Genomic DNA, 23,989 nt, shown 5'->3' with positions numbered 1-23,989 from the left:
TATTTTCTTAGCTAATACCTAATCATTTATCTACCGTGCAATGTACGATAAAATAACAATTAAGATAAAAAGGAGTTGGGTCACATGAATGAAGATGTTTTAAAAGACCAACCTATTGTACGTTATGAAAATGGTGAATTGGTAAATACGCAAGATAGTTACGTCACAGAATTTCCTTTAACAATTATGGTTAATGGTGAAGAATTTGCTACAATTATTTGTAGTCCAAACAATATAGAAGAATTAGCTTTAGGGTTTCTTGCATCTGAAGGTGCTATTTTAAAATATGATGAATTAAAATCCCTACAAATCGACGATAGTAAGGGTTTTGCTCATGTTGAATTAACAAAACAATTAGGCACCCGGTTTCAGTATTCAACAAAGCGTATGATTGCTTCATGTTGTGGTAAAAGTAGAGAATTTTATTTTCAAAATGATGCTGCTATAGCTAAAACATCAATGTCTAAAATTACAATAGTCCCAGAACAAATTCTTTCGATGATGTCACAACTGCAAAATGCCAGCGCTTTATTTAAACAAACAGGTGGTTTACACAATGGTGCAATAAGTGATGGTCAAGACTTTTTTGAGCATAGACAAGATATTGGTCGACATAATGCTTTAGACAAACTATATGGATATTGTATTAAAAACCATATCCCCGTCCGTGACAAAGTATTAATCTTTAGCGGTCGTATTTCATCCGAAATATTAATTAAAGCAGCCAAAATAGGTGTTGGCGTTATATTGTCAAAATCTGCACCTACTACATTAGCTGTTCAGTTAGCTAATGACTTAAATATTACTGCCGTAGGTTTTATACGAAATGGAAACTTCAATATATATAGTCACCCAGAAAGAATAAAAAGCTGTTAATTCTACTATTCTTTAGTCATAGTAGAATTAACAGCTTTTTTAGTTTATTTGTTCTTTGAGTACATTGTAACTATAGCTTATGTAGACATAGCCTTGTTTTATATACATATCTTTAGCGGTATCTTCACCATCTGCAACTAAAATAATTGTTCTATCATTTGCAACCTCAGCCACAAAATTTTGCATCGCTTTTCCTATACCCATACGTTGGTATTTAGGTAAGACTCCAAAACCATCAATCTCAATAGTGTCTTCCGCTAAAATTAAGTTTAATATACCTACAGGAATTTTGTCTTTATATGCAATAACTCTTTGTATAACCTCATCAGCAAAACGATGTCTAATTAGTTCAGTACTTTGCTGAACGTAATCATTGCCAAAAGATTCGGCAAACACTTGATGAACGTCTAAGTAATCTTCTATGCTATCCCGTGTTACAAATTGAACGTCTATGTTGATGGTTTCAGCAGACATTAATTCTGCTGGACTTATCGCATAAAGTTCTAAATAACTTAATTCAAAAGACTTATTCTTTATTTCTTTACGTAATTGTTCGTTAGGTGTTTCATCCTCTGGAAAGGTAAAAGACAAATGATTTGATCCTTGAGCACGATGCATTGTAGACTGTGTCTCAATATCTGCTAGCCATTGTTCTAGCGATGGCATTGCCTTGTATATCCAATTGTTTGAGGAATATACAATAGGTTCACTAGGCGTTAGATAAATTAACTTTTTATTATCTTCAAAATCTAAATGACCAGTTTTATAAATGTCACTCATAGCAATAGAACTCATAAACTCTTATCCCCTTTATTAAGAATCCTTCATCAATTGTTTGAATCTACTATGGTTTAACATCACATTGCCAATGATACTAGCTAGAATTGCTTTTACAATATCACCTGGCATAAAGACAAATGCTAAACTAACTGACTTAGTAATTGGTAAATTCGTTATTAATCCCATAATAATTGTCCCTAATATATCAAGTAATAATACGCCAACCAACAATGTAACAATGATTAGCACTGTAAAATTAATTTTATTGAAATATTTATCTCTCACTAATCCAATTAAAAATGTAACGACAGGATATAAGAATAAAAACCCTGCAGAAGGCCCTACAAAGACGCCGATACCGCCTCTACCGCCTGATAACAAAGGTAAACCTGTAGCAACAAGTAATAAAAAAACAATGACACTTATTGTTCCATATTTTCTACCCAACAATATTCCTGCTAAGAAAATACCCGTATTTTGAAAAACTATTGGTACAGGCATAAAAGGAAGTGGAATTGAAGGTATCACTCCCATAACTGCAATGATTGCAGTCATTAACGCCGTATAAACTAAATTTTTTGTAGACATATAATTTTCCTCCTCACATGAGCAAAATTATATCACAAATGTTAACTTTTAATAATAGTTAGTTAACATTATTTTTTTACATATTACGCTTTCTTTTTTACCAATAAAAGAATTTGGGATATAAATTCCAAATTAATAGGTCTTAAATGATTAATTGTAATCATTTTACTATCACTTATATAAACAACTCTCTTTATTATAGAGCTTGCTTTCCTAGAGGACAAGCTCAGGCATTTCACTATAAGTTCCTTACCTTTCTTTTATTAACTTTTACTTTTGTATGACTCGCTTTCCTAATAATATGAAAGCTATTTAGGATTTCACTCGAATGTTGATTATAATCAATTATTTGTTTAATTATATCTCAATTGCATAAACATAAGAAAAATAGTAACGCATTAAATTACAAAATTTGATAAAAAAAGCGTCAATTTCTATATTATTTCGATAGAAATTGACACTTTCTCTGTAATCAGAGATGTTTATATACTATACTCTCGCTTTTCCCCATAACAACTCACTGATAATTCATTTATTTAATATTATTTTTCTAAAAGTTTTTTCTTCAAATCTTTACGCATGAAATCTAAAGTGTATGGATCATTATACCAATAAGATGTTGCGTCTACACTAATGACTTTGTCTTGTTTAACTGCAGGTATATTTTTCCATAAGTCTGTTGATTCGTAACTTGGTTTAGCTTTTCCTTGTCGTGTTGAAACAATATAATCACCAGCGTAATCAGCTAGTTTTTCTTGTTTAACTTCTGCCCAACCTTCTTTTTTCGTTAACTCATCAACTTTGGTAGGCATTTTCAATCCGAAGGCTTGATATAAAACTTCGCCACCTCTACCCCAGTTATCGCCATAAGTATAAAGTTTTTTGTCAAATTCATCAAAAATTGATACTGTTGCATCTTTACCAATATGTGATTTAATTTCTGCAGCATCAGTTTTAGTTTTTTCTTTCCAATCTTTTTCCCATTTTTGTTCTTCTTTTTCTTTACCAACGATTTTAGCTAATTCTTGTTGCTGGTCTAAGTATTTGTGTTTATTAAAATCAAAGACGATAGTTGGTGCAATTTTTTGATATTTTTTAATATTTTTATCAGTAGAATAGACAATGATTAAATCAGGTTTTGTTTTAGCCACTTTCTCTACGTCATTATCCCCAACTCTAGTAACACCTTTAAATTTATCTTTAATAACACTACTTTGATCTACTTGGTTACTTACTGCAACCAAGTTTGCTCCTAAAAATTTAAGCCCTGGTGCGTATGTAGGTGCAACTGAAGCTACACGTTTCGGATCTTTAGGTATATCTATTTTCTTGCCACTATCTAATGTATAAGATTTAGTAGCTTCTTTTTTACTTTTATCATCACTATCTGATTTATTACCACATGCAGCAAGAATAAGCACTAGAGCAATTAACGGCAATAATAATTTTTTCATAATCCAACCTCCATTGAAAATGATTATCAGTACCAATTCATTATAAAAAATTATTACTCCTTTTACAATAAAAATTTTAAGAATTTCACAATATTTTTTAATCGCTTCAAACATAAAGCTTTTTTTATAAAAAAAACAAGCTTAAAAGCTGTTTAATTCGCTCTTAAGATTGTTCTAATTTTAATTAACAGCCTTTTTAAAAAAGACCAAGTACAGATTTAGCAATATTCGTATAAGCCATGTCTTCCATTGGGGGATTGTGTAATCCTGCACGCATGTCTCTATAATAGCGCTGTAAAGGTCTGTTCATTTCTAAACTTTTAGCTCCAACGATACGCATTGCTAAATCAATAACTTCTATGCCTTGATTCATAACTAACGTTTTACTAGCTGAAGTTTCATTCCAAATATTCGCAGCATTTTCAGAATCATTATAAAGCATAGCCGTGCTCCATAAAAATTGGCGCGCTGATAATAATAAAGATTCCATTTTACCAACATTTTGTTGTACCGTTGCGATTTCACCGATTGTACCATTTATACTATTTGGTTGATAAGTTTTAGCAAAATCAATAGCATAGTCTCTTGCTGCTTGTGCAATGCCTAAATAAGTACTAGGTATGTGTAATATCCAACCATTTGGTCCTTTAGCACCAGCCGCTCTCGTTTCGACAAAATTCTCTTTAGGCACATGCACATCATTAAGCACTAAATCATGGCTTTCTGTCGCTCTCATGCCAATCATATCCCAATTATTAGCAATTTCGACGCCTGCAGTGTCTTTATGCACAAGATAATAGCCAATTTGATTAGTCTGTTGGTCAAAGGCACTTACGATAAAATGCGTTAATCTCTTACTCATAGATGTAAACGTCTTAACGCCATTTAAAGTATAACCATCATCTGTTGCAACTGCATTTGTAGCTGGTCTGCCACCTCTTGTTGGGCTACCAGTTTCCGCTTCGCTGATAGCTCTATTAACTAATGCACCATTTACAATTTCACGCGCATAACTATCTAACATAGATTGTTCCCATAATTGTTGTTCATATAACTGTCCAACAACGCTAATATGCCATCCTATTGATAATGCAGTAGCACCATCTATTGATCCTAAATATGTTTGCAAAATAACCATGTCTTCAATGGTGCCACCCTCTCCACCATATTTTTTAGGTAGTGAGATCAAAGTGTAACCTTCGTCAATGAGCCATTGTATATTTTTATATGGAAATTCAGCATGCCTATCATTGTAATCGGCATTTCGTTGAAATTGATCTTTTACACTTTCTAATTTCTTAATCCACTTCTTTTGTATTTCTGAATGTATCATAGCAGAAGTATTCAAAATTATTCACCTCATTGATAATGATATTACGCAATCATTCTTAGTTTAACACTCGCCATTATGAAACAAAAGATTTCACTGCTATATATTCAATTATGTTGTTACGTTACTACTATTATAAAATTATATGTCAGTAAAATTCATAAATAAAAAAGTTGTCCATAAAGTGAAGAACTTTATGGACAACTTCAAAAATATATTTACAGTATCACATACACTGTATACGTATTTTAATATATTGTTATTGTTGTTAATGCATTATTTTGTAAATTAATAAAAGTGTTTGTTCAATGCATTAATTGTGTATGCTATTTTAGCTTTTTCTTGGTTGCTAATAAATACAATAACCGTTCTTTCATCATGTTCACTTCGTTTTTTATTTAAATACCCCATATCTTTTAACTTTTGCAATGCTTTAGTTATGTAATATGGTTTTAAGTTGGTTTTTTGTGCTATTTCCTTAGCTGTTACCTCATAGCCATTGCAATTATTTAAAATATTCAAGATGTATATTTCTTCAAAATTAAGTTTAAATTGATTTTTGATTATTTTAAAAAAAGATTTGACTTGATGATTGATAGTAAAAAGTTCATCTATTGATTTAAATGCTTTTTCTTCCATAGTATCACTCCTGTTGTGTTATTCTTAGATGTCAGTACTTAAAAATATAATTATTTTTGTAAATATTATAATATTTATTCTATAACACTTTAGCATACAAATCCAATATATATTGAAAAACAATACAGTAATTCAAATTCATGTGTCATATTTAACTTAGCGGTTATCTTCATTTATTATAAAGAATTATGTAGGTGAACACACTACATGTAAAAAAATGAAGGAGCATCATTAAAATATGATTTCCTTCATTGTGTATTTTCAGGAAGAAGCTTATCCTGTAAAATATTATTTATTTTTACAATCTAAAGTGTCTAAGAAACTTAAAGCAGCCATACCAGATAAATCAAGAGCATGTTTAGCGCCTTCTTTACCGTGTCCTGCTTCAAAGTGTTTATAAGCTGCAACACCTAAAACAGCAATTGTTAATAATGAGCCTAAGCGAGATAATTTTTTACTAGCAAAGCTTAATACAAAGAACAATGCACTTAATGCTTCAACTGCACCTGCCAAAGGTACAGATTTTTCAGGTAAACCAAATACATCAACGAATGTGTCCTTCATAGATTGGTCACCTTTTAATTTAGGTTGAGCTGCGTTAAATAATTCTTTCGCTAATTTTAAATTAGCCAAATAACGTAATATCATTACTATCTCTCCTTATAATAAATATTAATTACTAACTAGTTATTTCTCTTCAAATCAATTTTATTTTAATTAAGAGCAGAAAATACGCTACTAAACAAGCTATCTTGCAGCATTTTTAACTAGTTTTATTGCAAATACTTTGTAATTATAGCATATGTTTTTTATAAACCTAATTCACTTGCTCACAAATTTTATTATTACTTTTCTATTGTTAACACTACTCTTTTTGATTATTTTAATTTCCAACAAAGTTAATAAAAGTGTATGATTTTTTGTTGCAAATTTTCTGTTATTTTACAGCTTTGTAATAAAAATTAATGTAATATTATCCTACGTTTCGCAAAAATACCTTGCTGACAGACTTTAGTATTTTAATTAATTAAAGGTATTTGTTACAAATATCTACTTTTTATTAGAACTAAATTACAAAACTATAACATTGCGCACAAATGCAAATTTTTCTGCTATATTAATTCTTGTCGTTTTAATCACCCTTTTGAGGCGTGATATTGGGAATAATATATTATTTAAAATTTTTAGGAGGATATTTTTACAATGAAAAAAATCGCTACTGCTACAATCGCTACTGCAGGAATCGCTACTGTTGCTTTTATGCAACATGATGCTCAAGCTGCTGAAAACAACAATGGTGAGTACAATCCAAATGACCCAACGTCATACAGCTACTCATACACTATAGATCACCAAGGTAACTATCACTATGACTGGCAAGGTAACTGGAATCCAAGCCAAGCTAGCCACAATAACAACAATAGTAATGCTAACTATTCAAACAACGCTAAGTCATATAATAACGCGACTCAATCATATACAGCAAACAATAATACAACAGGCGGAAGAGGCGCAGCATCTAACGCAACTGCTAGCAACAATATCAAAGTAACAACTCAAAGTGCACCATCTAGCTCTTCAAACTCAATTGCTAATACTTCAGGTTCTTCAAGCAACTTATACACTGCTGGTCAATGTACATATTATGTATACGATAAAGTTGGCGGTAAAGTAGGTTCAACTTGGGGCGACGCTAGAAACTGGGCAAGTGCTGCTGCATCTTCAGGTTACACTGTTAATAACACTCCAAAAGCAGGTTCAATTTTACAATCATCTGCTGGCGCTTACGGTCATGTTGCATATGTTGAAAGCGTTGGAAGCAATGGTTCAGTTCAAGTTTCTGAAATGAACTATGGTCATGGTGCAGGCGTAGTATCTTCTCGTACTATTTCTGCTAGTGAAGCTTCAAGCTACAACTACATTCATTAATAAAAAAGCAACCAAAAGGTTGCTTTTTTATTTTCTACAAAATTCAGAGGCACTTAGCAAAGTATCATCACTTTTGCTAAGTCCCTCTTCTAATAATATTAAATAGATCTATTGACACAGCCCATTGAAGTTAATGGGTAAATACTTAACACAAACATTATTAATAGACTAAGTTCATAAATGCTTAAAAATTAAAATAAAGTTATAATAATATTCCAGCACACAAAGTCATTAAAGTAGCTTTTCTGAGTATATTTCGGTTATTAACGCAATCAGTTTTGTATTGTACAATCGCTACAAAAGAATACAATACAAAACCGATTATCGAAAAAATAATTGAAGGATATTTTTTCTTATGAAAATTTCATTTGAAATATTGATGTATTCCAATATAACATAGTAATATCGCTACAATGATTACTACATCTTACATGAAATCACCTCATCCATATTATTATTCTATCCGTTTCGACATCTGCTAAAACTTAAATTTTAAAATTAATGATATTTTTTTCAACATTAATTTTAAAACTTTGTTTTTAAGGTCTCTTTATACAGATAATTGTTTGTCCTCTTGCTGGTGATTCGCCTTCTTAATGCCAATGCCTGTAAAGCCATAAATTAGAGCGAAGACTATGCATAAATAACAAGGAACCGTCCAAATAAAGAATTTATCAACGGTTACGCCTAATTGTTGCGTATAATATATACCAGAAGTCCCCCATGGTATTAATGGAATCAACATTGTACCCGAATCTTCCAATGTTCTAGATAAATTAGAGCGATCTAAATCCATCTTGTTGTACATATCCATCATTAAAACACCTACCATGATGATAACTACAGAAGCAACACCTGCAGCCAGTACCATAATGATACCACCAACGATAGTAGCTAAAATCAGTTGTCCTACAGAATTTATATTTTTGGATATTTTCTCTAAAATTACATCTAAACAACCAGCTTTTTCGACTATTCCTGCGAAGGCATAACCAGTAAAAATAGTTACAATAATTTCCGTCATGCTCATCATTCCGCCCTGTTGTATCAACGCAGTTGTTTTTTCAGACAATCCACTACTATGTACTAACATAGTATCTTTAAAACCATCAAAAGTAGCCTTAAAGCCATCTACAATTTTGAATTGATTGTTAAACGTACCTACTAATATCGCACTTAAACTTGAAGCTAACATTGCTGGAACTGTTGAAACTTTAAATAATAAGCATACCACTATGACTATAATAGGAATCCAAACGAAGAAATTAATATTATATATATGTGCAATTTCGGATAGTAATCGCTTCATTTGCGCTGTATTATTATTACCTTTATACCCCATACCTGCAAAAAACCATACGATTAATCCAACTATAGATGCAGGTACTGTAGTCCAAATCATCGCCCTAATGTGATTGAAAATATTTACTTTAGTCACAAGTGCTGCCAAATTAGTGGTATCTGATAAGGGAGACATTTTATCTCCAAATACAGCACCCGCTATAATTGCACCTGCTGCCATACCACTATCAATATGTAATTGCGTGGCAATAGCCATTAATGAAATGCCTGCCGTGGAAGCTGATCCCCAAGCAGTACCTGTTGCTACAGAAGTGACTGCACTAATAATAAACGCTGAAACTAAGAAATAATGAGGATTTAAAAATTCTAAACCGTAATATATTAATGAAGGGACTGTACCAGAAAACATCCAAGTCCCTACTACAATACCTACAGCTAAAATAATGAATAATGCAGGCATAGCTGTAGCTAATCTCTGTGTGATACCCTCTTCTAGATCTGTCCATGATAAACCGACTCTTCTAGCGATCCAAGCTGCATAAGCAGATGATAAAATCAAGAGTGCTTGGATAGGTATATCAAAAACAACAAACCCCGTCACAACAATTACAATCATTACCAATATTGTAGAGATAGATTCTAAAAAAGTTGGTTTTCTTGACATCCAATTCCCCTTTACATAATATTATTTAATTAATCTAGTCCTAATTTTTCGAGACCTAATTCTTCAACTGATAGCCCTTCTTCAAAGAAATCTCGTTCCAAAATAGTAGATGCGATAACGATGATAGCATCAATATTTGGCGTTTCGACATCTAACGTTCGGCCTAAACTTGACCATAATACAAGACCATAAGCTATATCTTCAGTTAAATAGCGATTTTTAACTTCATTTGGCCCTTTTATTTGTGAAAATACTTCACTTGAATTAAACAGACGATGTAATGGCAAATCTTCATCTTCTTCAGAAAGATAACCTCGCTCAATTCTAGCACCTTTAGCAGTGTTTAATTCGAAGCCTAATTTTCTCCCTAAAGTTAGCCTTTCTAATTCAACAGCATGCAACAATTTAACAGTATGCAATGTTATACCCTCTTTATATAATGCAAACTCGTCTGCATAATCTATGCGTCCAACATTTAATAAAGTTGGTCCAGGATGTACTTCAGGGTTACCATTTTCAAGGTTTGTTTTCCATAAACTTTCTTCTTTAACGATATAAGGATAAATCGATTCAACTAATTTAAAACTCTCTGACAAATATGATTTATCGTAAGTAGAAAAATGAACTTTTCTTACATTTAAAGACAAATTAACTTCAGCATTATCGAAATCGACTCTTGTACCATAAGTTAAAGTATTTACTTCACCAAATTTTGGCATTGTGTCGATATGCATGTCTTCAAGTACATTAATAAACCTAATTGAGCCCATAGCTGCTGCCATATTAAACAATATCAATTGATTATTCGTTAGAAATTCTGCCATTGTTTTAGCATAATGTTCAATAAAAGAAGAAGGTATGATTACTTGAATAACTTCGGTATCTTTTAATACATATTCCATGTCATCACTTATATTTGTAAATTCAACAAATTGTTCCTCACCTTCATTATTAAAATGAAAGCCACCATTGTTAATTGCCGTTTCAAATTTATGGATCGACTGGTTCCTACAATATAATTTTACGTCATGTCCTTTTGTCACCATATCAAGTGCAGCAGTCACTGCACCATTTCCTGATCCTACGATTGCTATTTTCATGTTTATCACTTCTTTCTTTGATAGGATTTTTCTCGCCGCAGTTCAATTTAGTATATAAACCACTTCATTGTAAACTATCATAATCACAAAGTATTTGCTACACAATATATTAATTAATTCAATAGTTTGCTATAATCGGCTCTAAAGGAGGAATCATATGTCTACTAATGATGAGTATCAATTTGATAACAAAGATACTAAACAAACTATTAACACTACGAGTGAAGACCGTTTAATGGTTATGTTAATCTATATTTTAAGTTTTTTTACTTCTTTCATAGGTCCTTTAATAATATGGCTAGTTAAGCGTGATGTGTCTCCATTTGTTGACCGTGGGGGCAAAAATTATTTTAACTTTTTAATTTCTTATATAATATGGACAATTGTCTCTTCAATTCTTATGTTAATAATTATAGGTTTTATATTATTACCAGTTATAGCTATCTTAAATTTAATTTTCACAATCATTGCTATAGTTAAAGCAAGTAATGGTGAAGATTATTTACCACCTTTGTCTATTCGTTTTATTAAATAAGCAAAACACAATATTATGAAATTTTACAAAGGACTGTAATAAATTATTACCACTAATTCACAAAAGTATTATTGTTATCGTCTTAAAGCACATTAATGAGCTGATACGATTTTGTAACTTCATGTAGCGTTTATTACAACGATATGTGAGGTTTTTTTAATTCCTTTACAAATCAATAACAAACCACACAAACTCTATTTCTTCTGATAAAGTGATACTTGTCGTAATTGCTCACAGTATTAATACGACATTAGAATAAAGACAATTTAAGTCAATCGCTTTAGAAATATAGAAATGAAAATTTTGGGAGGATATTATTATTATGAAAAAATTAGTAACAGCTACAACATTAACAGCAGGAATCGGTGCAGCAATCGTAGGTTTAGATCACGGAGAAGGACATGAAGCACACGCAGCAGAAACTGCTAATGCTCAACAATCTACACAATCATCTAGTACACAAAGTGCTGGTGGCAATTTATACACTGCCGGACAATGTACTTGGTATGCATACGATAAAGCAGGTGGAAGTATTGGTTCTACATGGGGAAATGCTAATAACTGGGCTTCTGCAGCTTCTGCAGCAGGATATACAGTAAATCACTCACCTTCAGCAGGTTCAATTTTACAATCTAGCGAAGGCGCTATGGGCCACGTTGCATACGTTGAAAACGTAAATAGTGACGGTTCTGTTGAAGTATCTGAAATGAACTATAATGGCGGACCTTATTCAGTAAGTAGCCGTACTATTTCTGCTGACCAAGCTAGTTCTTATAACTACATTCATGTAAAATAAAATATAACTTATTATTAAAATATTGATAACAAATGGCATATGCCATTTGTTATTTTTTTGTCTTCAAGCAATTTCATTGAATAACAGCATTGTTTTTGAGAAAATAATGAAGTTTGTTACATATTTAAGGAGGTCTACTATGCAGTGGCTTAAAGTATTTTTAGCAGGTTTAGTCGAGGTAGTTTGGGTAACTGGTTTGAATAAAGCAGACTCAATCGCTGCTTGGCTCATCGTCGCTATATTTATAGTTTTAAGTTTTTATTTAGTTATAGCTGCTTGTAAAACTTTACCTGTAGGTACCGTTTATGCTGTTTTTGTAGGCATGGGGACTATCGGTACAGTTTTAGTGGATATATTTTTTTCCACGAACCTTTTAGCTTTTTAAAAATATTATTAATGACTTTACTTATTATTGGAATTGTCGGACTCAAATTAACTACGAATGAAGGTGAAGCATGATGTCATGGTATATATTAGTGGCAGCAGGTTGTATGGAAGTCGTTGGTGTAATACTATTAAACGAACTTACGAAAAGAAATAGTAAAATGCTAATTATTGCCCTTGCCATTGCTTTTATTTGTAGTTTTAGTACGTTAAAAATTGCTATGTTACATATTCCTATGGCTACCGCATACTCTATTTGGAGTGGTATTGGTACAGGAGGAGGCACGATTATTGGCATGTTATTTTATAAAGAATCTAAAAGTATAGCTCGGATTTTCTTTATAGGATTAATTATCGCGACTGTCATTGGATTAAAATTAATAAGTTAAACCGTTACGATTTGTGACTCTTTACAATCTTTATTATACTAGTCATAAAGGATGTGAATATCATTGTCAAAAGTATTTATTGCTGGAGCAATTCCTCAAGTAGGTTTAGATTTACTGGAAAAACATTTTGAAGTATCCGTTTATGAAGGTAATGGTATTATTGATCAACAGACTTTAAAAGATGGAGTTAAAGATGCTGATGCTTTAATTAGCTTACTTTCTACTAATGTTGATAAAAACGTTATCGATGCTGGTAAAAACTTAAAAATCATTGCAAACTACGGTGCTGGATTTAATAATGTTGATATTGACTATGCTAGACAAAACAATATTGATGTTACTAACACACCCAAAGCTTCCACAGATGCCACTGCTGAATTAACGATAGCGTTAATTTTATCAGTGGCAAGAAGAATCACGGAAGGCGATAAATTGTGTCGCACAACCGGTTTCGATGGCTGGGCGCCTTTATTCTTTAGAGGACGTGAAGTTTCGAAAAAAACTATTGGCATCATTGGTTTAGGTGAAATTGGTAGTGCTGTTGCACGTCGCGCTAAAGCATTTGACATGGACATTTTATATACTGGACCACATCAGAAAACAGAACAAGAACGTGAAATTGGCGCTAAATATGTTGATTTAGAAACATTACTTAAAAATGCAGATTTCATAACTATCAATGCTGCTTATAACCCTTCGCTACATCATCAAATTGATAAAGAGCAATTTAAAATGATGAAGTCAACAAGTTATTTAATTAATGCGTCTAGAGGACCTATCATTAATGAACAAGCACTTGTAGATGCATTAAAAGCCAAAGAAATTGAAGGTGCAGCACTAGATGTATTTGAATTTGAACCTGAAATTAATGACGAGCTAAAAACATTAGACAACGTCGTTATAACGCCACACATAGGTAATGCGACATTCGAAGCACGGGATATGATGTCTAAAATCGTAGCGAATGATACAATCAGTAAATTATCAGGTGAAGAACCACAATTTAAGGTAAATTAATATTTCGGACCATTACAAAAACGCAATTTCTATCTTTACATGATAGAAATTGCGTTTCTTTTGAGTACAAATTTAGCTGTTATATTTATTTGTTAATTTTTTGAAATTTAACGTGACCGTTATCAATTAAAGCTTCATGCTGGAGCTGGTTTCTAGGAAAGGAAGTTGTCAATTTAAAATAGTTAAAAAACAACCAACATATCTAAATTTCAAACATGCTAAATTGACTATTTACTTAAATTTAAGGGTCCGTGTATGCTATTTTATTTATCTTTAGTTTTATAAATAAATTTACTTTGATTTGATATTAATTTATTAGGAATCACTTTAGAAATTAAATCTCTCACTTTAATCACTATAGTATTTGAACTTTGAGCAATTTTTCCTATAGCTCTTGATTTTTTTATTACCTTCTTCGTATGCGCGACACGTAACGAATCATAGCGAGATAATGCATTGTCAAAATCATAAGTTTTAAGACAGTTTGCTAGCACAATTGCATCTTCCATTGCTTGTCCTGCGCCTTGTCCTAAATTAGGAGTGGTTGCATGTGCAGCATCACCTAACAATAACGTACGTCCATAAACAAAAGTTTTAAGTGGTTTTAAATCATAAATATCATGCAGTAGAATACCAGTTTCTTCTTGTTTATCTAATACTTTTCGTACTTCTTCTGGTAAATGATTAAATCTTGCCTGTAAATGAGGCTTGGCATATGCTTTGAATTTTTCATCATTTTCTTTTGCGTTAACAGAAATAAACCAGTAAGCTTCATTGTTTATTAGTGGTACAACACCAACACGCCCTTGCTTTGTCCAATATTCTTTCGCCACGTGAGGATCTTTTAAATGAACATCCTGCACTAAGCCTCTAAATACAGTATAACCTTGATAGATAGGTTTACTTTCCGACTTCACGCTTGCCCTAACTTTAGAATGTAAACCGTCTGCGCCAATACATAAGTCGAATGCCTTTTGTTCTTTGTTTTCAAATTGTACGATAACTTTATCATTATCATTATCAATACGTGTTACTTGATGATCAGTATGAATTGCAGTAGGTTCAACATATGATTTAATGACATCAAGCAACGTTTGACGACGTAGCGTTAAATTAATAGTATTTTCTTTTAATGTTGCAGTCGATAGTGTTTTACCTTTATTGTCAAGCACCTGCATTGCATGGATTATCTGCCCTTCATTTTTAATACCCTTGGCTAAATCATGCCCTGTTAATTTAGAAAGTACATTTCCTCCAATACCTATCCCTGCACCTAATTCTTGTACCGAACCATGTTGTTCAAATACCTCTATTTCATGTTCTTGCTCTTGTAATAAAGCTGCAGCAGTTAATCCGCCTATTCCTGCACCTATGATTGCTATTTTCAATTTCCTTGCACCTCAAATCCAAAATTGATGAAATAAAACAAGGAATCACGAAAATTAAATTATTACGTCATCCCTTGTGTATTGATTAACTATAAATAATGACGTTTGTGAATATGATCTTTTTTGATACCTAATTTATCATAATAATGTTTCATTACTTGAGCAATATTATCATCCCAGTTAATATCACTTGCGTATTGATGTTTACCCGGGTCCGCCGGATTCCATCTCATTTGATATAAAGATAATTGATTATTATCAAAATAGTTTTTACGCACAAACTTTGCGCCACCTTTAATCGCTTTATCAGGTGAATCCCAGTTTTCCTTTTTAGCATAACTATTACCATGGTGTAAGGCATTTTCATCAAATGCACCTATGCCAAAAAAGTTATAATATCTTTTACCATCGTCCTTCAAGCCTCTAGCTAAGTTTGATTTACCATTACCGGTTTCGACAAGTGCATGACTGATTAAATAAATTACATTTACATCATATTTATCTTGTGCATCTAAAAATGCTTGTCCTTTATTTTTAAAAACACCTTTATCACGTAACATATGATTAACTTCTTTTTTTGATAATGCAACTTTTTCAGTGATTTGCATATGATTTATAGTATCGTTTTTATCATCTACTTTCATAGCCTTACTAACATCTGATTTAGAAGCATTTACAAAACCATTCTTACTAGCTTTAGTATTTAATGCACCATTACCTACTTGTTTGTTAACCGCTTCTTTGAAAGTATAGTTTCTATCATTATGAAATAAATTAGTTTCATTAACTATTAATAAAGTAGCGAAAATAACTAATATAACTATTAAAATTAATGCTGGTATACGCTTTTTTATGCGTTTGTCCATCTTATTTAAATCCCCCTACAGGTTTTATTAGCTTAATATTTTATATGCTATAACAATAACAAATATAACAATGACAAATGAAACATTTATTACGATTCTCATGCCTTTTTTGTCTCTGAATAAAGCATTAAAAATAACTAAACTAATCGCTAATGACGCAACAAACATTGCTATAGCAAGTATTAGCTTCATTAAAATTAACAAAACAATTCCTATGACTAAGAATATATTAGAAAATACAGCCATTATTTTGATGATATTTGGATTGATAAGCAGTTCACTCCTTTATCTGTTTACACGTCTTACTTTGACGCAACAATTCAAATTGTACCATAATTTAAATGAAAGCTATATGACAATAAGCCAACAAAAATAGCATACAGTATTTAAGCACGTTTAATAGTGCCTAAATACTGTATGCTCTTAATAATTATATTAATCTCTAGACATCCCACGTAACATATTCAACATATATGTGAGACTTTTATTCATTTCATCATCTCGTAAAACGCCTAACATACCTGTAATAGAAGTTTTTTGATTTGGATTTGCTTGATTTGCAACGCGTAAACCTTTTGTCACTTTGTTTAGCATCATTGTTAAATCATCAACATTTAAATCACCTAGTAAAAATACTAAAGATGCCATGTTTGAAATCAAACCAGTATATTGTTCTTTATTGAGTTCTACAGCAAATTTATTAGCAATAACTCCTCTACCATTGATTGCACCAGACATAGCATCTAACAACTTAGCATCATCTAAAGAACGAACTAAGTTTATTGCTTTCAAGATACTATCTTTATTTTCAGCTATGGCATCAGTCACTTCACTAAGACTTTCTGCTTTAATTTCTTCTTCTGACTTTTCGATACGATTAATTTTACTAATTCTTTCAGCCATTATTTATCCACCTGATTTCCTGGGAAAATATAGTCATCACGTTCCCATTTTTTCTGTACTTGAACGCTAAATTGAGGTTTGCGTTGTTTATCTACACGGAAATTAGTTGGGTTTAATGGTGACTTACCGCGACGTGTTTTCACTTCCATACGGCAACTTGTACGTTTGTATGATGGTGTATCAGTGTCTTTGTCAACATCACTATTTGTTAGTAAATTAATAGCACTATTATCACCATGAATCATTGCATTATTATTTAGTGGTATATAAATCTCTTTACCTTTAACTCGGTCAGTAACATGTACTACAATCTCAACTTCACCAGTATCGGAAATTAACTTCACTTCAGCACCTTCATGAATACCACGATCTTCAGCTAATTCAGGTGAAATTTCTACGAAAGTATTAGGCATTTTATATTCTAGTCCAGGTACTTTATAAGTCATATTACCTTCATGGAAATGCTCTAATAACCGACCGTTATTTACATGTAAATCATAAACTTCATTTTCTTTGAAGAAGTTATCGAATGATAACGGGAAAAACTTCGCTTTTTTATTATCAAAATTAAAACCATCTAAATAAAGCAGTGGTTGGTCAGTGCCGTCTTCAGCGACAGGCCATTGTAAACTATTATAGCCTTCTAAACGATCATAGCTTACACCAGAATATAATGGTGTTAATCTAGCAATTTCTTTCATAATTTCACTTGGATTTTTATAATTCCAATCATAACCTAATGATTTAGCTACAAGTTGGATAATTTGCCAATCTGGTTTAGAATCACCTTTTGGCTCAAATGCTTGATATAAACGTTGGATACGACGTTCAGTATTTGTAAATGTACCTTCTTTTTCGAGTGAAGGACTTGCTGGTAAAATAACGTCGGCGTAGGTAGCTGTAAAAGTAAAGAACTCATCTTGTACAACTAAGAAGTCTACTTTTTCCAAAGCTGCCTGTACGAAATTAATATTAGAATCGACGATACCTGTATCTTCACCATATAAATAGAGTGCAGCAATTTCATCATTATGAATGCCTTCCATCATTTGGTGATTATCTCTACCGGCTTTACTTGGCAATTCTTTACCATATTCTTGCTCGAATTTAGCGCGAATTCTGTCGTCTGTAACTAGTTGATAACCTGGGAATTGATCTGGCATGCTACCCATATCACTACAGCCTTGTACATTATTGTGACCACGTAATGGATAAGCACCTGTTCCTGGTTTTCTGTAATTACCTGTTGTTAGTAATAAATTAGAGATTGATGTAGAGGTGTCACTACCTATATCTTGTTGTGTAACACCCATAGCCCAACAGATTGAAACTGATTCTGAATCTACAACTTGATGCGCAAATGCGATTAGATCTTCTTTAGGTATACCAGTTGTTTCTTCAGCAAATTCCATTGTATATGGTGCTAAAGACTCGTGATATTCATTGAAATTATCAACCCATTCATCAATAAAGGCTTGATCTTGTAATCCTTGATCTATAATATATTTCGTTACCGCAGAAATCCATACTAAGTCCGTCCCTGGTTTAGGTTGATAGAAGTAATCTGCACGTTCAGCCATTTCATGTTTTCTGATGTCGAATACAGTTAAGTTATTGTTATACAATTTATGCCCACGTTTTATTCTAGATGCAATTACTGGATGGGCTTCGGCAGTGTTAGTACCAACTAAAACGACCATACTTGCTTTTTCTAAATCATCGATTGAACCTGAGTCTCCACCATGACCGACTGTTCTAAATAGTCCCTTCGTAGCTGGCGCTTGGCAATAACGAGAACAGTTGTCGACGTTATTCGTTCCAATGACTTGACGTGCAAGTTTTTGCATTAAATATGATTCTTCGTTTGTTGCCTTGGAAGAAGAAATAAATGCTAAGCCATCTGCACCTTTTTGATCCTGAATCTTTTTGAAATTGTCAGATACTACTTTTAAAGCTTCATCCCATTCCACTTCATAAAATTCACCATCTTTACGTACTAAAGGTTTCGTTAAACGTTCGTCAGAATCAACATAATCCCAACCAAATTTACCTTTAACACAAGATGAAATTTTATTTGCAGGAGATTCTGGTTGTGGTTGAACCTTTATGACTTCACGGTCTTTTGTCCATACATCAAATGAACATCCAACACCACAATATGTACATACTGTTTTAGTTTTTTGGATGCGTTCTTTACGCATCGCCGCTTCAGAATCTGACACAGCAAACAACGGACCATAACCCGGTTCTGCTTTCTTAGTTAAATCAATCATCGCAGCAAGTGAACCTGGCTCCATATCTGTCATATAACCAGCGTTGCCTTCCATATTCACTTCCATCATTGCATTACATGGACAAACCGTTGCACATTGGCCACAACCAACACAAGATGAGTCATTGATAGTCGTATCATTGTCCCAAATTACTCTCGGTTGTTGGCGTTCCCAATCAATCGTTAATGTTTCATTGACTTGAACATCCTGACAAACTTCTACACAACGACCACATAAAATACATTGACTAGGGTCATAGCGATAAAACGGACCATAATCTTTTTCGTATGGTTTTTCTTTATATTCATAAGTTTGATGTTCGAGACCCCATTGGTCCATCGTATTATGAATTTCACAATCTCCGTTATTATAGTCACAAACGGTACAGTATAGTTGGTGTTTCTCTAAAATTCTGTCTAACGCTTCTTTTTGACTTGTTTGGACTTTATCATTTTGTGTGTTTACAACCATAGGTTTATTAATTGTTGTGCTACATGCACGAGCGATTTCTCCGTCTATCTCTACAGTACATGTATCACAAGTTTGAATTGGACCTAATGATTCGTTGTAACAAATAGATGGTACAAAAGTGTCTTGAGATTTAATAAATTGAAGTAAGTTTGTACCCGGTTCTACTAAATAATCCTTCCCATCTAGCGTAATAATTAAATGCGTTTGCATTACAACAGCCCCTTTTATTATTTGATGCCCGACTGACAAAGGTGACGTATATCTATCTTCAATAAGCCCCACACTTATTGAAGATAGAATTATATTTAGTGTATACCCAATAAACTAAAATGTTAAGATATTTCACAATATTTTTCTCATTATTTTATATTGTAAATTATTGCATCAATTAGTCTTGCATTAATATATTTATTAAACATAATGAAGTCGTCTTTTATCAACGCTCCAAACTTTTTTACTATCCAAAAAAGACTTTCTATTAGTAACTAACAGAAAGTCTTTTAAAAATATTTGAGTTCCTTTGAACTAGAATGCTATATGATTCGAAAGATTATATGCCCAAATTTTTATCGATAGCTGATTTAATACTATTTAAAGAATCATCGCTAGGAACGAAATAATACAACCCATCATCTTGGATGCCACCTTGACCATCTAATTGATGTCTATGCACTGTGTCGTTAGCCTTTTTATATTTACTTCTAATTGTATTAATATCACCTATTGATAAATCAGTTTTAACGTTATCTTTCACGTGGTTTGTTAATGAATTAAAGTGCGTTACAGATTTGACACTCGTTAATTTATTGGCTAAAGCTTCCATAACAATTTGTTGTCTTTGTTGTCTACCAAAGTCTCCGCCTGCGCCACTTTGCTTTCTACTTCTAATAAATGCCATAGCTTGTTTACCATTTAAATGCATTTTTTGACCTTTCTCGAAACTTTGGCCATCATATGAGAACGTACTGTTACTTACAACCGTAACGCCACCCATGGTATCAATCATTTCTTTCATGCCGTCCATGTCGATAGTTGCATAATGATCAATTGGAACATTTAATAGCTTTTCTAAAGACTTCACACCCATATTAGCACCACCATATGCATAGGCATGGTTAATTTTTTCAGTGGTACCTCTACCCACAATTTTAGCTTGTGTATCACGAGGTATACTCACAATTTCTGAAGTTTTTTTCTTTGGATTCATTGATACAACCATAATTGAGTCACTTCGTTGACCACCATTATTAGCTGCACGTTTAGCGTCAGAATCCACACCGAAAAAGGCAATCGTGAATGGATCACCTTTCTTTAAATTAACATCATTACTTCTTAATGATGACTTATTTCTGTCTAATGGGTTATGTATTGCATTTCCGACTGAAAATATTTTAAACCCTAAATAAATTACAGCAACAATCGCTAATATCACTAGTATAGCAATAATCCATAAAACAACTTTTTTCGGAGCACTCATCTTTTTCTTTGTATAGTAATCTGAGCGGTTCACTCACATCACTCCTATTCTATTATTCTTTTTTAATGACTTATCAAATATTATATATTAAGCATCGTATAAAAGCATAGTGCTTTAGACCTATATTTTAATTTATATAGAAATAATTAGTTAAAATATTTCATAACCATTACCACTATTTAATATTTTCAATATTTCCTCATGACAACCTTTATTGCTAATAATAAATGGTCCACTAGTAGCAAAATCGAGTTCCTCATTGCTTAACGTAGTCATTTTCAAGCCTAATTCTTCCGCTAATAAAAATTGCGCAGCAATATCCCAAGGCTTTGGATTAGTATTAATATGAGCACCAAATTGACCATGAATGACTCTCACCGAATCTAGACCACATGATCCTATGAAACGATAACTAAACGCTGCATCATAAAGTGCATTTATTGTGTCATTATTCATTACTTGCGAATTAAACGAAATAATTAAATCTTTTAGCGGTTGGGATTCTGGTTGCGGAATTAACTTACCATTCGTATAAGCCCCATGTCCTTTTATGGCTTTATGTAATGTTTGCTTGGGATAATCATATATGTATGAAAGTGTCGGGACACCATCGACAAAATAACCTAAGATAATACAGTAATCTGTCTGTTGTTTAACTAAATTCGTTGTACCATCAATTGGGTCCATAATCCATACGTGGCCTTCTCTTGGTTTAACTTCGTCATTATTCTTTTCTTCAGCAAAAAGTTGATGTTGCGGATAATGTTGCTTTAAAAATTGTTCGAAATGGTATTGGATTGTCTTATCGACGTTTGTAACTAAATCAAATCTATTTTGTTTAGTAGTCGTTTTCATTTCAGCAATTAATTGTGGTATAACATCATCTAGTGTACTTAACCACTGTCTAATATTTTCATCTATATGAAGTAAGTCTTCTTTTTCCATTATTACACCTCTCAAAGCTTTTTCTGACCATTGCATAATTTTCTTCATTCTACCATATATACTCTCAGTCAACTATCATACATTAATCTTGGCTTAAAGATGACATAAAAAAACCGGCTAGTTTGGCTAGCCGGCATTAGAAAGGAAAGTAAGTAATAAATATTGAAGATGTTTGCATAGTAACTAAAGCGATTAAATATTTAACAAAACTATATGTAATAGTACCCCTTTGTTTTTCTTTAACGCTATCCCCTTTGTTACTGATTTAAATACTAACATAACTTTTCAAATAATGTAAGCGTTTTCTTAATATTTTTTAATAAAACCTCTAAGAATATCGTCATCATCGTATTTATGCTATACTAAATGTAATATGTAATGATTTGGGAGGTGACTTTCTTTGAATAAACGTGAAAGACAAAATATGATTGTAAATGCAATTCACCACAACAAACAAATTACTGCGGCCGAATTGGCACACAATCTCAAAGTTTCCAAACGTACTATATTAAGGGATATACAAGATTTAGAAGATCAGGGCGTTAAAATATTAGCTAAACATGGTAAATTGGGTGGCTATCAATTACAAGAATCGCAACATAACTACGCAATTGAACTGACAGAAAGTCAATTATCTGCTCTGTTTCTTGTGCTAAATGAAAGCCAATCAATTTCTACGTTACCATACAAAGAAGAAATATCAGCAATTATCAAAAAATGTTTAAATTTGCCTTATAGTAAAATGAGAAAGACACTAAAACGCTTAGACCGCTATATTAAATTTGAACAACATGACCATATAGCATTACCTTCCTTATTTTCAGATTTACTGATTTATTGTACCGAACGTAATGTGATGGCAATGGAATATTTTGATGACGAACAATTATTTACAGAAAATGTAATTTTCATTGGATTAATTTGTGAAAATGGAATTTGGAAAGCAGTGGTTTTTGAGATAGGCCTAGGCGGTACGAGTGAAATTCCTATTGCAAATATTCAAGATATAGCTTATTCGTTTGAGAAAAAAATAAAAACGCAAGATATATCTATTAAGAACTATCATGAATTTTTAAATCCAACTGAAGTCTAAACTCCAGTTGGATTTTTCATATCTTTATTTATATTCACATTAAAATCGTAACGATAAACGCTGATAAATTATTCAGCATATGTAAACATACGCTTACGCCTAGTTTTTTTCCAGATTTTAAATAAGCGTAAACGATACCTATGGCAATGATACAATAACTGCCAAATTCTAAAGGTGATGCTGCACTAGTAACATGCATCATACTAAAAGAAATGACAGAAATTACGCCCATTACTTTAAAATTAAATTTCTTCCCTAATTCACCAATTAATAAATGTCTAAAAAACAACTCTTCTATAAATGGTCCCGCAATCACAATTAATAAGAATGTTATAGGTAGAAAAAAAGGTTTGCTAAAAATCCCCTGTATCGCTATTTCATTTTGTGTTTCTGAAAAGGCTAAATCTCCAGGTAAATATTGAACACCAGAATTATATAAATAAGAAAGAAAATATGTGACCACAAAGACAATCATAATAAATTTCCAATGTGCTTTTATGTAATTATAATTACTATTTAATTTAGTCACAAATTCATTTCTTTTTAATAGCCAATAACATATTATTGTCGTAACGTACGCAAGCAATTGAACGAAAGCACCTAACATCAAGTGTTGACTTTCAGTTAAATGCCCCATTATAATGCCAGAATAAAATTTTCCTAATAAGACGAAGACAATCATAGCAATAATTAGTATTGGTATGACTAAAAAATCTATTTTATTTATTTTAACTTTTGTATACCTCGTACTTCTCCACATAGCTTTACCTCGCTCTATAATGCATAGCTC

Annotated in this window: 23 protein-coding genes and 1 pseudogene; 8 read left to right on the top strand and 16 right to left on the bottom strand. The window is 32.2% G+C overall.

The genetic code is table 11. The annotated features are described in order from the left end of the window. Nucleotides 1-84: 84 nt before the first annotated feature. Nucleotides 85-876, top strand: coding sequence for a formate dehydrogenase accessory sulfurtransferase FdhD (fdhD, locus tag ISP02_RS02890; protein ID WP_195720171.1), 792 nt, complete (start codon nt 85-87; stop codon nt 874-876). A gap of 39 nt (nt 877-915) precedes the next feature. Here fdhD and ISP02_RS02885 read toward each other — a convergent pair whose 3' ends face one another. From ISP02_RS02885 to ISP02_RS02860, 6 genes are all read right to left on the bottom strand, one after another. Next, a complete protein-coding gene (locus ISP02_RS02885) occupies nt 916-1,671 on the bottom strand; it encodes a GNAT family N-acetyltransferase (RefSeq protein ID WP_235980490.1) in 756 nt (251 codons plus the stop codon). Between the two features lie 18 nt (nt 1,672-1,689). After that, a complete protein-coding gene (locus tag ISP02_RS02880; protein ID WP_195720170.1) occupies nt 1,690-2,244 on the bottom strand; it encodes a biotin transporter BioY in 555 nt (184 codons plus the stop codon). Nucleotides 2,245-2,786: 542 nt separating this feature from the next. Next, the gene (locus ISP02_RS02875; protein WP_195720169.1) at nt 2,787-3,698 is read right to left on the bottom strand and encodes an ABC transporter substrate-binding protein; all 912 of its coding nucleotides are present in this window, start codon (nt 3,696-3,698) and stop codon (nt 2,787-2,789) included. Nucleotides 3,699-3,894: 196 nt separating this feature from the next. Beyond that, nucleotides 3,895-5,046, bottom strand: a complete 1,152-nt coding sequence (locus tag ISP02_RS02870; protein WP_195720168.1) for an acyl-CoA dehydrogenase family protein — start codon at nt 5,044-5,046, stop codon at nt 3,895-3,897. Between the two features lie 270 nt (nt 5,047-5,316). Then, nucleotides 5,317-5,667 carry a transcriptional regulator, SarA/Rot family gene (locus ISP02_RS02865; RefSeq protein WP_195720167.1) on the bottom strand — a complete coding sequence of 117 codons (351 nt, stop codon included), beginning with the start codon at nt 5,665-5,667 and terminating at the stop codon, nt 5,317-5,319. A gap of 288 nt (nt 5,668-5,955) precedes the next feature. Further along, on the bottom strand, nt 5,956-6,315 hold the full coding sequence (locus ISP02_RS02860; RefSeq protein ID WP_195720166.1) for a DoxX family protein: 360 nt from the start codon (nt 6,313-6,315) through the stop codon (nt 5,956-5,958). 555 nt (nt 6,316-6,870) lie between these two features. On the opposite strand from ISP02_RS02860, the gene ISP02_RS02855 reads away from it, so the two are divergent. Further along, nucleotides 6,871-7,596 (top strand): CHAP domain-containing protein, encoded by a 726-nt coding sequence (locus ISP02_RS02855; protein ID WP_195720165.1) that lies wholly within the window; start codon nt 6,871-6,873, stop codon nt 7,594-7,596. Between the two features lie 550 nt (nt 7,597-8,146). On the opposite strand, the gene nhaC is transcribed toward ISP02_RS02855, so the two are convergent. Then, complete coding sequence (gene nhaC / locus ISP02_RS02850; protein ID WP_195720164.1) at nt 8,147-9,562, bottom strand: Na+/H+ antiporter NhaC; 1,416 nt, start codon at nt 9,560-9,562, stop codon at nt 8,147-8,149. Between the two features lie 29 nt (nt 9,563-9,591). Next, nucleotides 9,592-10,662 (bottom strand): NAD/NADP-dependent octopine/nopaline dehydrogenase family protein, encoded by a 1,071-nt coding sequence (locus ISP02_RS02845; RefSeq protein WP_195720163.1) that lies wholly within the window; start codon nt 10,660-10,662, stop codon nt 9,592-9,594. A gap of 235 nt (nt 10,663-10,897) precedes the next feature. On the opposite strand from ISP02_RS02845, the gene ISP02_RS02840 reads away from it, so the two are divergent. From ISP02_RS02840 to ISP02_RS02820, 5 genes and pseudogenes are all read left to right on the top strand, one after another. Continuing rightward, entirely contained in the window at nt 10,898-11,197 is a 300-nt protein-coding gene (locus ISP02_RS02840; RefSeq protein WP_408020144.1) for a DUF4870 domain-containing protein, read from the top strand. 322 nt (nt 11,198-11,519) lie between these two features. Then, entirely contained in the window at nt 11,520-11,993 is a 474-nt protein-coding gene (locus tag ISP02_RS02835) for a CHAP domain-containing protein (protein WP_195720161.1), read from the top strand. Nucleotides 11,994-12,132: 139 nt separating this feature from the next. Then, nucleotides 12,133-12,452, top strand: a pseudogene (locus ISP02_RS02830) (DMT family transporter). Further along, the gene (locus ISP02_RS02825) at nt 12,452-12,766 is read left to right on the top strand and encodes a DMT family transporter (RefSeq protein ID WP_195721813.1); all 315 of its coding nucleotides are present in this window, start codon (nt 12,452-12,454) and stop codon (nt 12,764-12,766) included. The pseudogene ISP02_RS02830 and the gene ISP02_RS02825 overlap by 1 nt, the downstream one beginning before the upstream one ends. 63 nt (nt 12,767-12,829) lie before the next feature. Beyond that, the gene (locus ISP02_RS02820) at nt 12,830-13,783 is read left to right on the top strand and encodes a 2-hydroxyacid dehydrogenase family protein (protein ID WP_195720160.1); all 954 of its coding nucleotides are present in this window, start codon (nt 12,830-12,832) and stop codon (nt 13,781-13,783) included. A 263-nt stretch (nt 13,784-14,046) separates the two neighbouring features. Here the strand turns inward: ISP02_RS02820 and ISP02_RS02815 are convergent, their stop codons facing one another. From ISP02_RS02815 to ISP02_RS02785, 7 genes are all read right to left on the bottom strand, one after another. Then, nucleotides 14,047-15,171 (bottom strand): FAD-dependent monooxygenase, encoded by a 1,125-nt coding sequence (locus tag ISP02_RS02815; RefSeq protein ID WP_195720159.1) that lies wholly within the window; start codon nt 15,169-15,171, stop codon nt 14,047-14,049. Between the two features lie 89 nt (nt 15,172-15,260). Then, the gene (locus ISP02_RS02810) at nt 15,261-16,037 is read right to left on the bottom strand and encodes an N-acetylglucosaminidase (protein WP_195720158.1); all 777 of its coding nucleotides are present in this window, start codon (nt 16,035-16,037) and stop codon (nt 15,261-15,263) included. A gap of 27 nt (nt 16,038-16,064) precedes the next feature. Then, nucleotides 16,065-16,283, bottom strand: coding sequence for a hypothetical protein (locus ISP02_RS02805; RefSeq protein WP_195720157.1), 219 nt, complete (start codon nt 16,281-16,283; stop codon nt 16,065-16,067). Nucleotides 16,284-16,472: 189 nt separating this feature from the next. Continuing rightward, entirely contained in the window at nt 16,473-16,940 is a 468-nt protein-coding gene (locus ISP02_RS02800) for a DUF1641 domain-containing protein (RefSeq protein WP_195720156.1), read from the bottom strand. Next, a complete protein-coding gene (gene fdhF / locus ISP02_RS02795; RefSeq protein ID WP_195720155.1) occupies nt 16,940-19,894 on the bottom strand; it encodes a formate dehydrogenase subunit alpha in 2,955 nt (984 codons plus the stop codon). Before fdhF ends, ISP02_RS02800 begins: the two co-directional genes overlap by 1 nt. Before the next feature lie 340 nt (nt 19,895-20,234). After that, nucleotides 20,235-21,161, bottom strand: coding sequence for an LCP family protein (locus ISP02_RS02790; protein WP_208455815.1), 927 nt, complete (start codon nt 21,159-21,161; stop codon nt 20,235-20,237). Nucleotides 21,162-21,311: 150 nt separating this feature from the next. Beyond that, nucleotides 21,312-22,106 carry an inositol monophosphatase family protein gene (locus ISP02_RS02785; protein ID WP_195720153.1) on the bottom strand — a complete coding sequence of 265 codons (795 nt, stop codon included), beginning with the start codon at nt 22,104-22,106 and terminating at the stop codon, nt 21,312-21,314. 400 nt (nt 22,107-22,506) lie between these two features. Between ISP02_RS02785 and ISP02_RS02780 the strand changes: the two genes are divergently transcribed. Then, nucleotides 22,507-23,199: a helix-turn-helix transcriptional regulator gene (locus ISP02_RS02780; RefSeq protein ID WP_195720152.1), complete on the top strand. Its 693-nt coding sequence runs from the start codon at nt 22,507-22,509 to the stop codon at nt 23,197-23,199. A gap of 34 nt (nt 23,200-23,233) precedes the next feature. Here ISP02_RS02780 and ISP02_RS02775 read toward each other — a convergent pair whose 3' ends face one another. Then, complete coding sequence (locus ISP02_RS02775; protein ID WP_195720151.1) at nt 23,234-23,959, bottom strand: CPBP family intramembrane glutamic endopeptidase; 726 nt, start codon at nt 23,957-23,959, stop codon at nt 23,234-23,236. Nucleotides 23,960-23,989 lie beyond the last annotated feature (30 nt).

Origin of the sequence: Staphylococcus durrellii, assembly GCF_015594545.1 — a bacterium.
GTDB classification, from domain to species: Bacteria; Bacillota; Bacilli; order Staphylococcales; family Staphylococcaceae; genus Staphylococcus; species Staphylococcus durrellii.
This window is presented reverse-complemented; position numbering and strand designations above follow the sequence as displayed.

Bases quoted from the DNA above. Each gene is read 5' to 3' on its own strand.
- ISP02_RS02835 (WP_195720161.1), top strand. From the start codon at position 11,520: ATGAAAAAATTAGTAACAGCTACAACATTAACAGCAGGAATCGGTGCA.
- ISP02_RS02845 (WP_195720163.1), bottom strand. From the start codon at position 10,662: ATGAAAATAGCAATCGTAGGATCAGGAAATGGTGCAGTGACTGCTGCA.
- ISP02_RS02875 (WP_195720169.1), bottom strand. From the start codon at position 3,698: ATGAAAAAATTATTATTGCCGTTAATTGCTCTAGTGCTTATTCTTGCT.
- ISP02_RS02880 (WP_195720170.1), bottom strand. From the start codon at position 2,244: ATGTCTACAAAAAATTTAGTTTATACGGCGTTAATGACTGCAATCATT.
- ISP02_RS02865 (WP_195720167.1), bottom strand. From the start codon at position 5,667: ATGGAAGAAAAAGCATTTAAATCAATAGATGAACTTTTTACTATCAAT.
- fdhD (WP_195720171.1), top strand. From the start codon at position 85: ATGAATGAAGATGTTTTAAAAGACCAACCTATTGTACGTTATGAAAAT.
- fdhF (WP_195720155.1), bottom strand. From the start codon at position 19,894: ATGCAAACGCATTTAATTATTACGCTAGATGGGAAGGATTATTTAGTA.
- ISP02_RS02805 (WP_195720157.1), bottom strand. From the start codon at position 16,283: ATGGCTGTATTTTCTAATATATTCTTAGTCATAGGAATTGTTTTGTTA.
- ISP02_RS02825 (WP_195721813.1), top strand. From the start codon at position 12,452: ATGTCATGGTATATATTAGTGGCAGCAGGTTGTATGGAAGTCGTTGGT.
- ISP02_RS02775 (WP_195720151.1), bottom strand. From the start codon at position 23,959: ATGTGGAGAAGTACGAGGTATACAAAAGTTAAAATAAATAAAATAGAT.
- ISP02_RS02790 (WP_208455815.1), bottom strand. From the start codon at position 21,161: ATGAGTGCTCCGAAAAAAGTTGTTTTATGGATTATTGCTATACTAGTG.
- ISP02_RS02810 (WP_195720158.1), bottom strand. From the start codon at position 16,037: ATGGACAAACGCATAAAAAAGCGTATACCAGCATTAATTTTAATAGTT.
- ISP02_RS02840 (WP_408020144.1), top strand. From the start codon at position 10,898: ATGGTTATGTTAATCTATATTTTAAGTTTTTTTACTTCTTTCATAGGT.
- ISP02_RS02785 (WP_195720153.1), bottom strand. From the start codon at position 22,106: ATGGAAAAAGAAGACTTACTTCATATAGATGAAAATATTAGACAGTGG.
- nhaC (WP_195720164.1), bottom strand. From the start codon at position 9,562: ATGTCAAGAAAACCAACTTTTTTAGAATCTATCTCTACAATATTGGTA.
- ISP02_RS02885 (WP_235980490.1), bottom strand. From the start codon at position 1,671: ATGAGTTCTATTGCTATGAGTGACATTTATAAAACTGGTCATTTAGAT.
- ISP02_RS02860 (WP_195720166.1), bottom strand. From the start codon at position 6,315: ATGATATTACGTTATTTGGCTAATTTAAAATTAGCGAAAGAATTATTT.
- ISP02_RS02800 (WP_195720156.1), bottom strand. From the start codon at position 16,940: ATGGCTGAAAGAATTAGTAAAATTAATCGTATCGAAAAGTCAGAAGAA.
- ISP02_RS02855 (WP_195720165.1), top strand. From the start codon at position 6,871: ATGAAAAAAATCGCTACTGCTACAATCGCTACTGCAGGAATCGCTACT.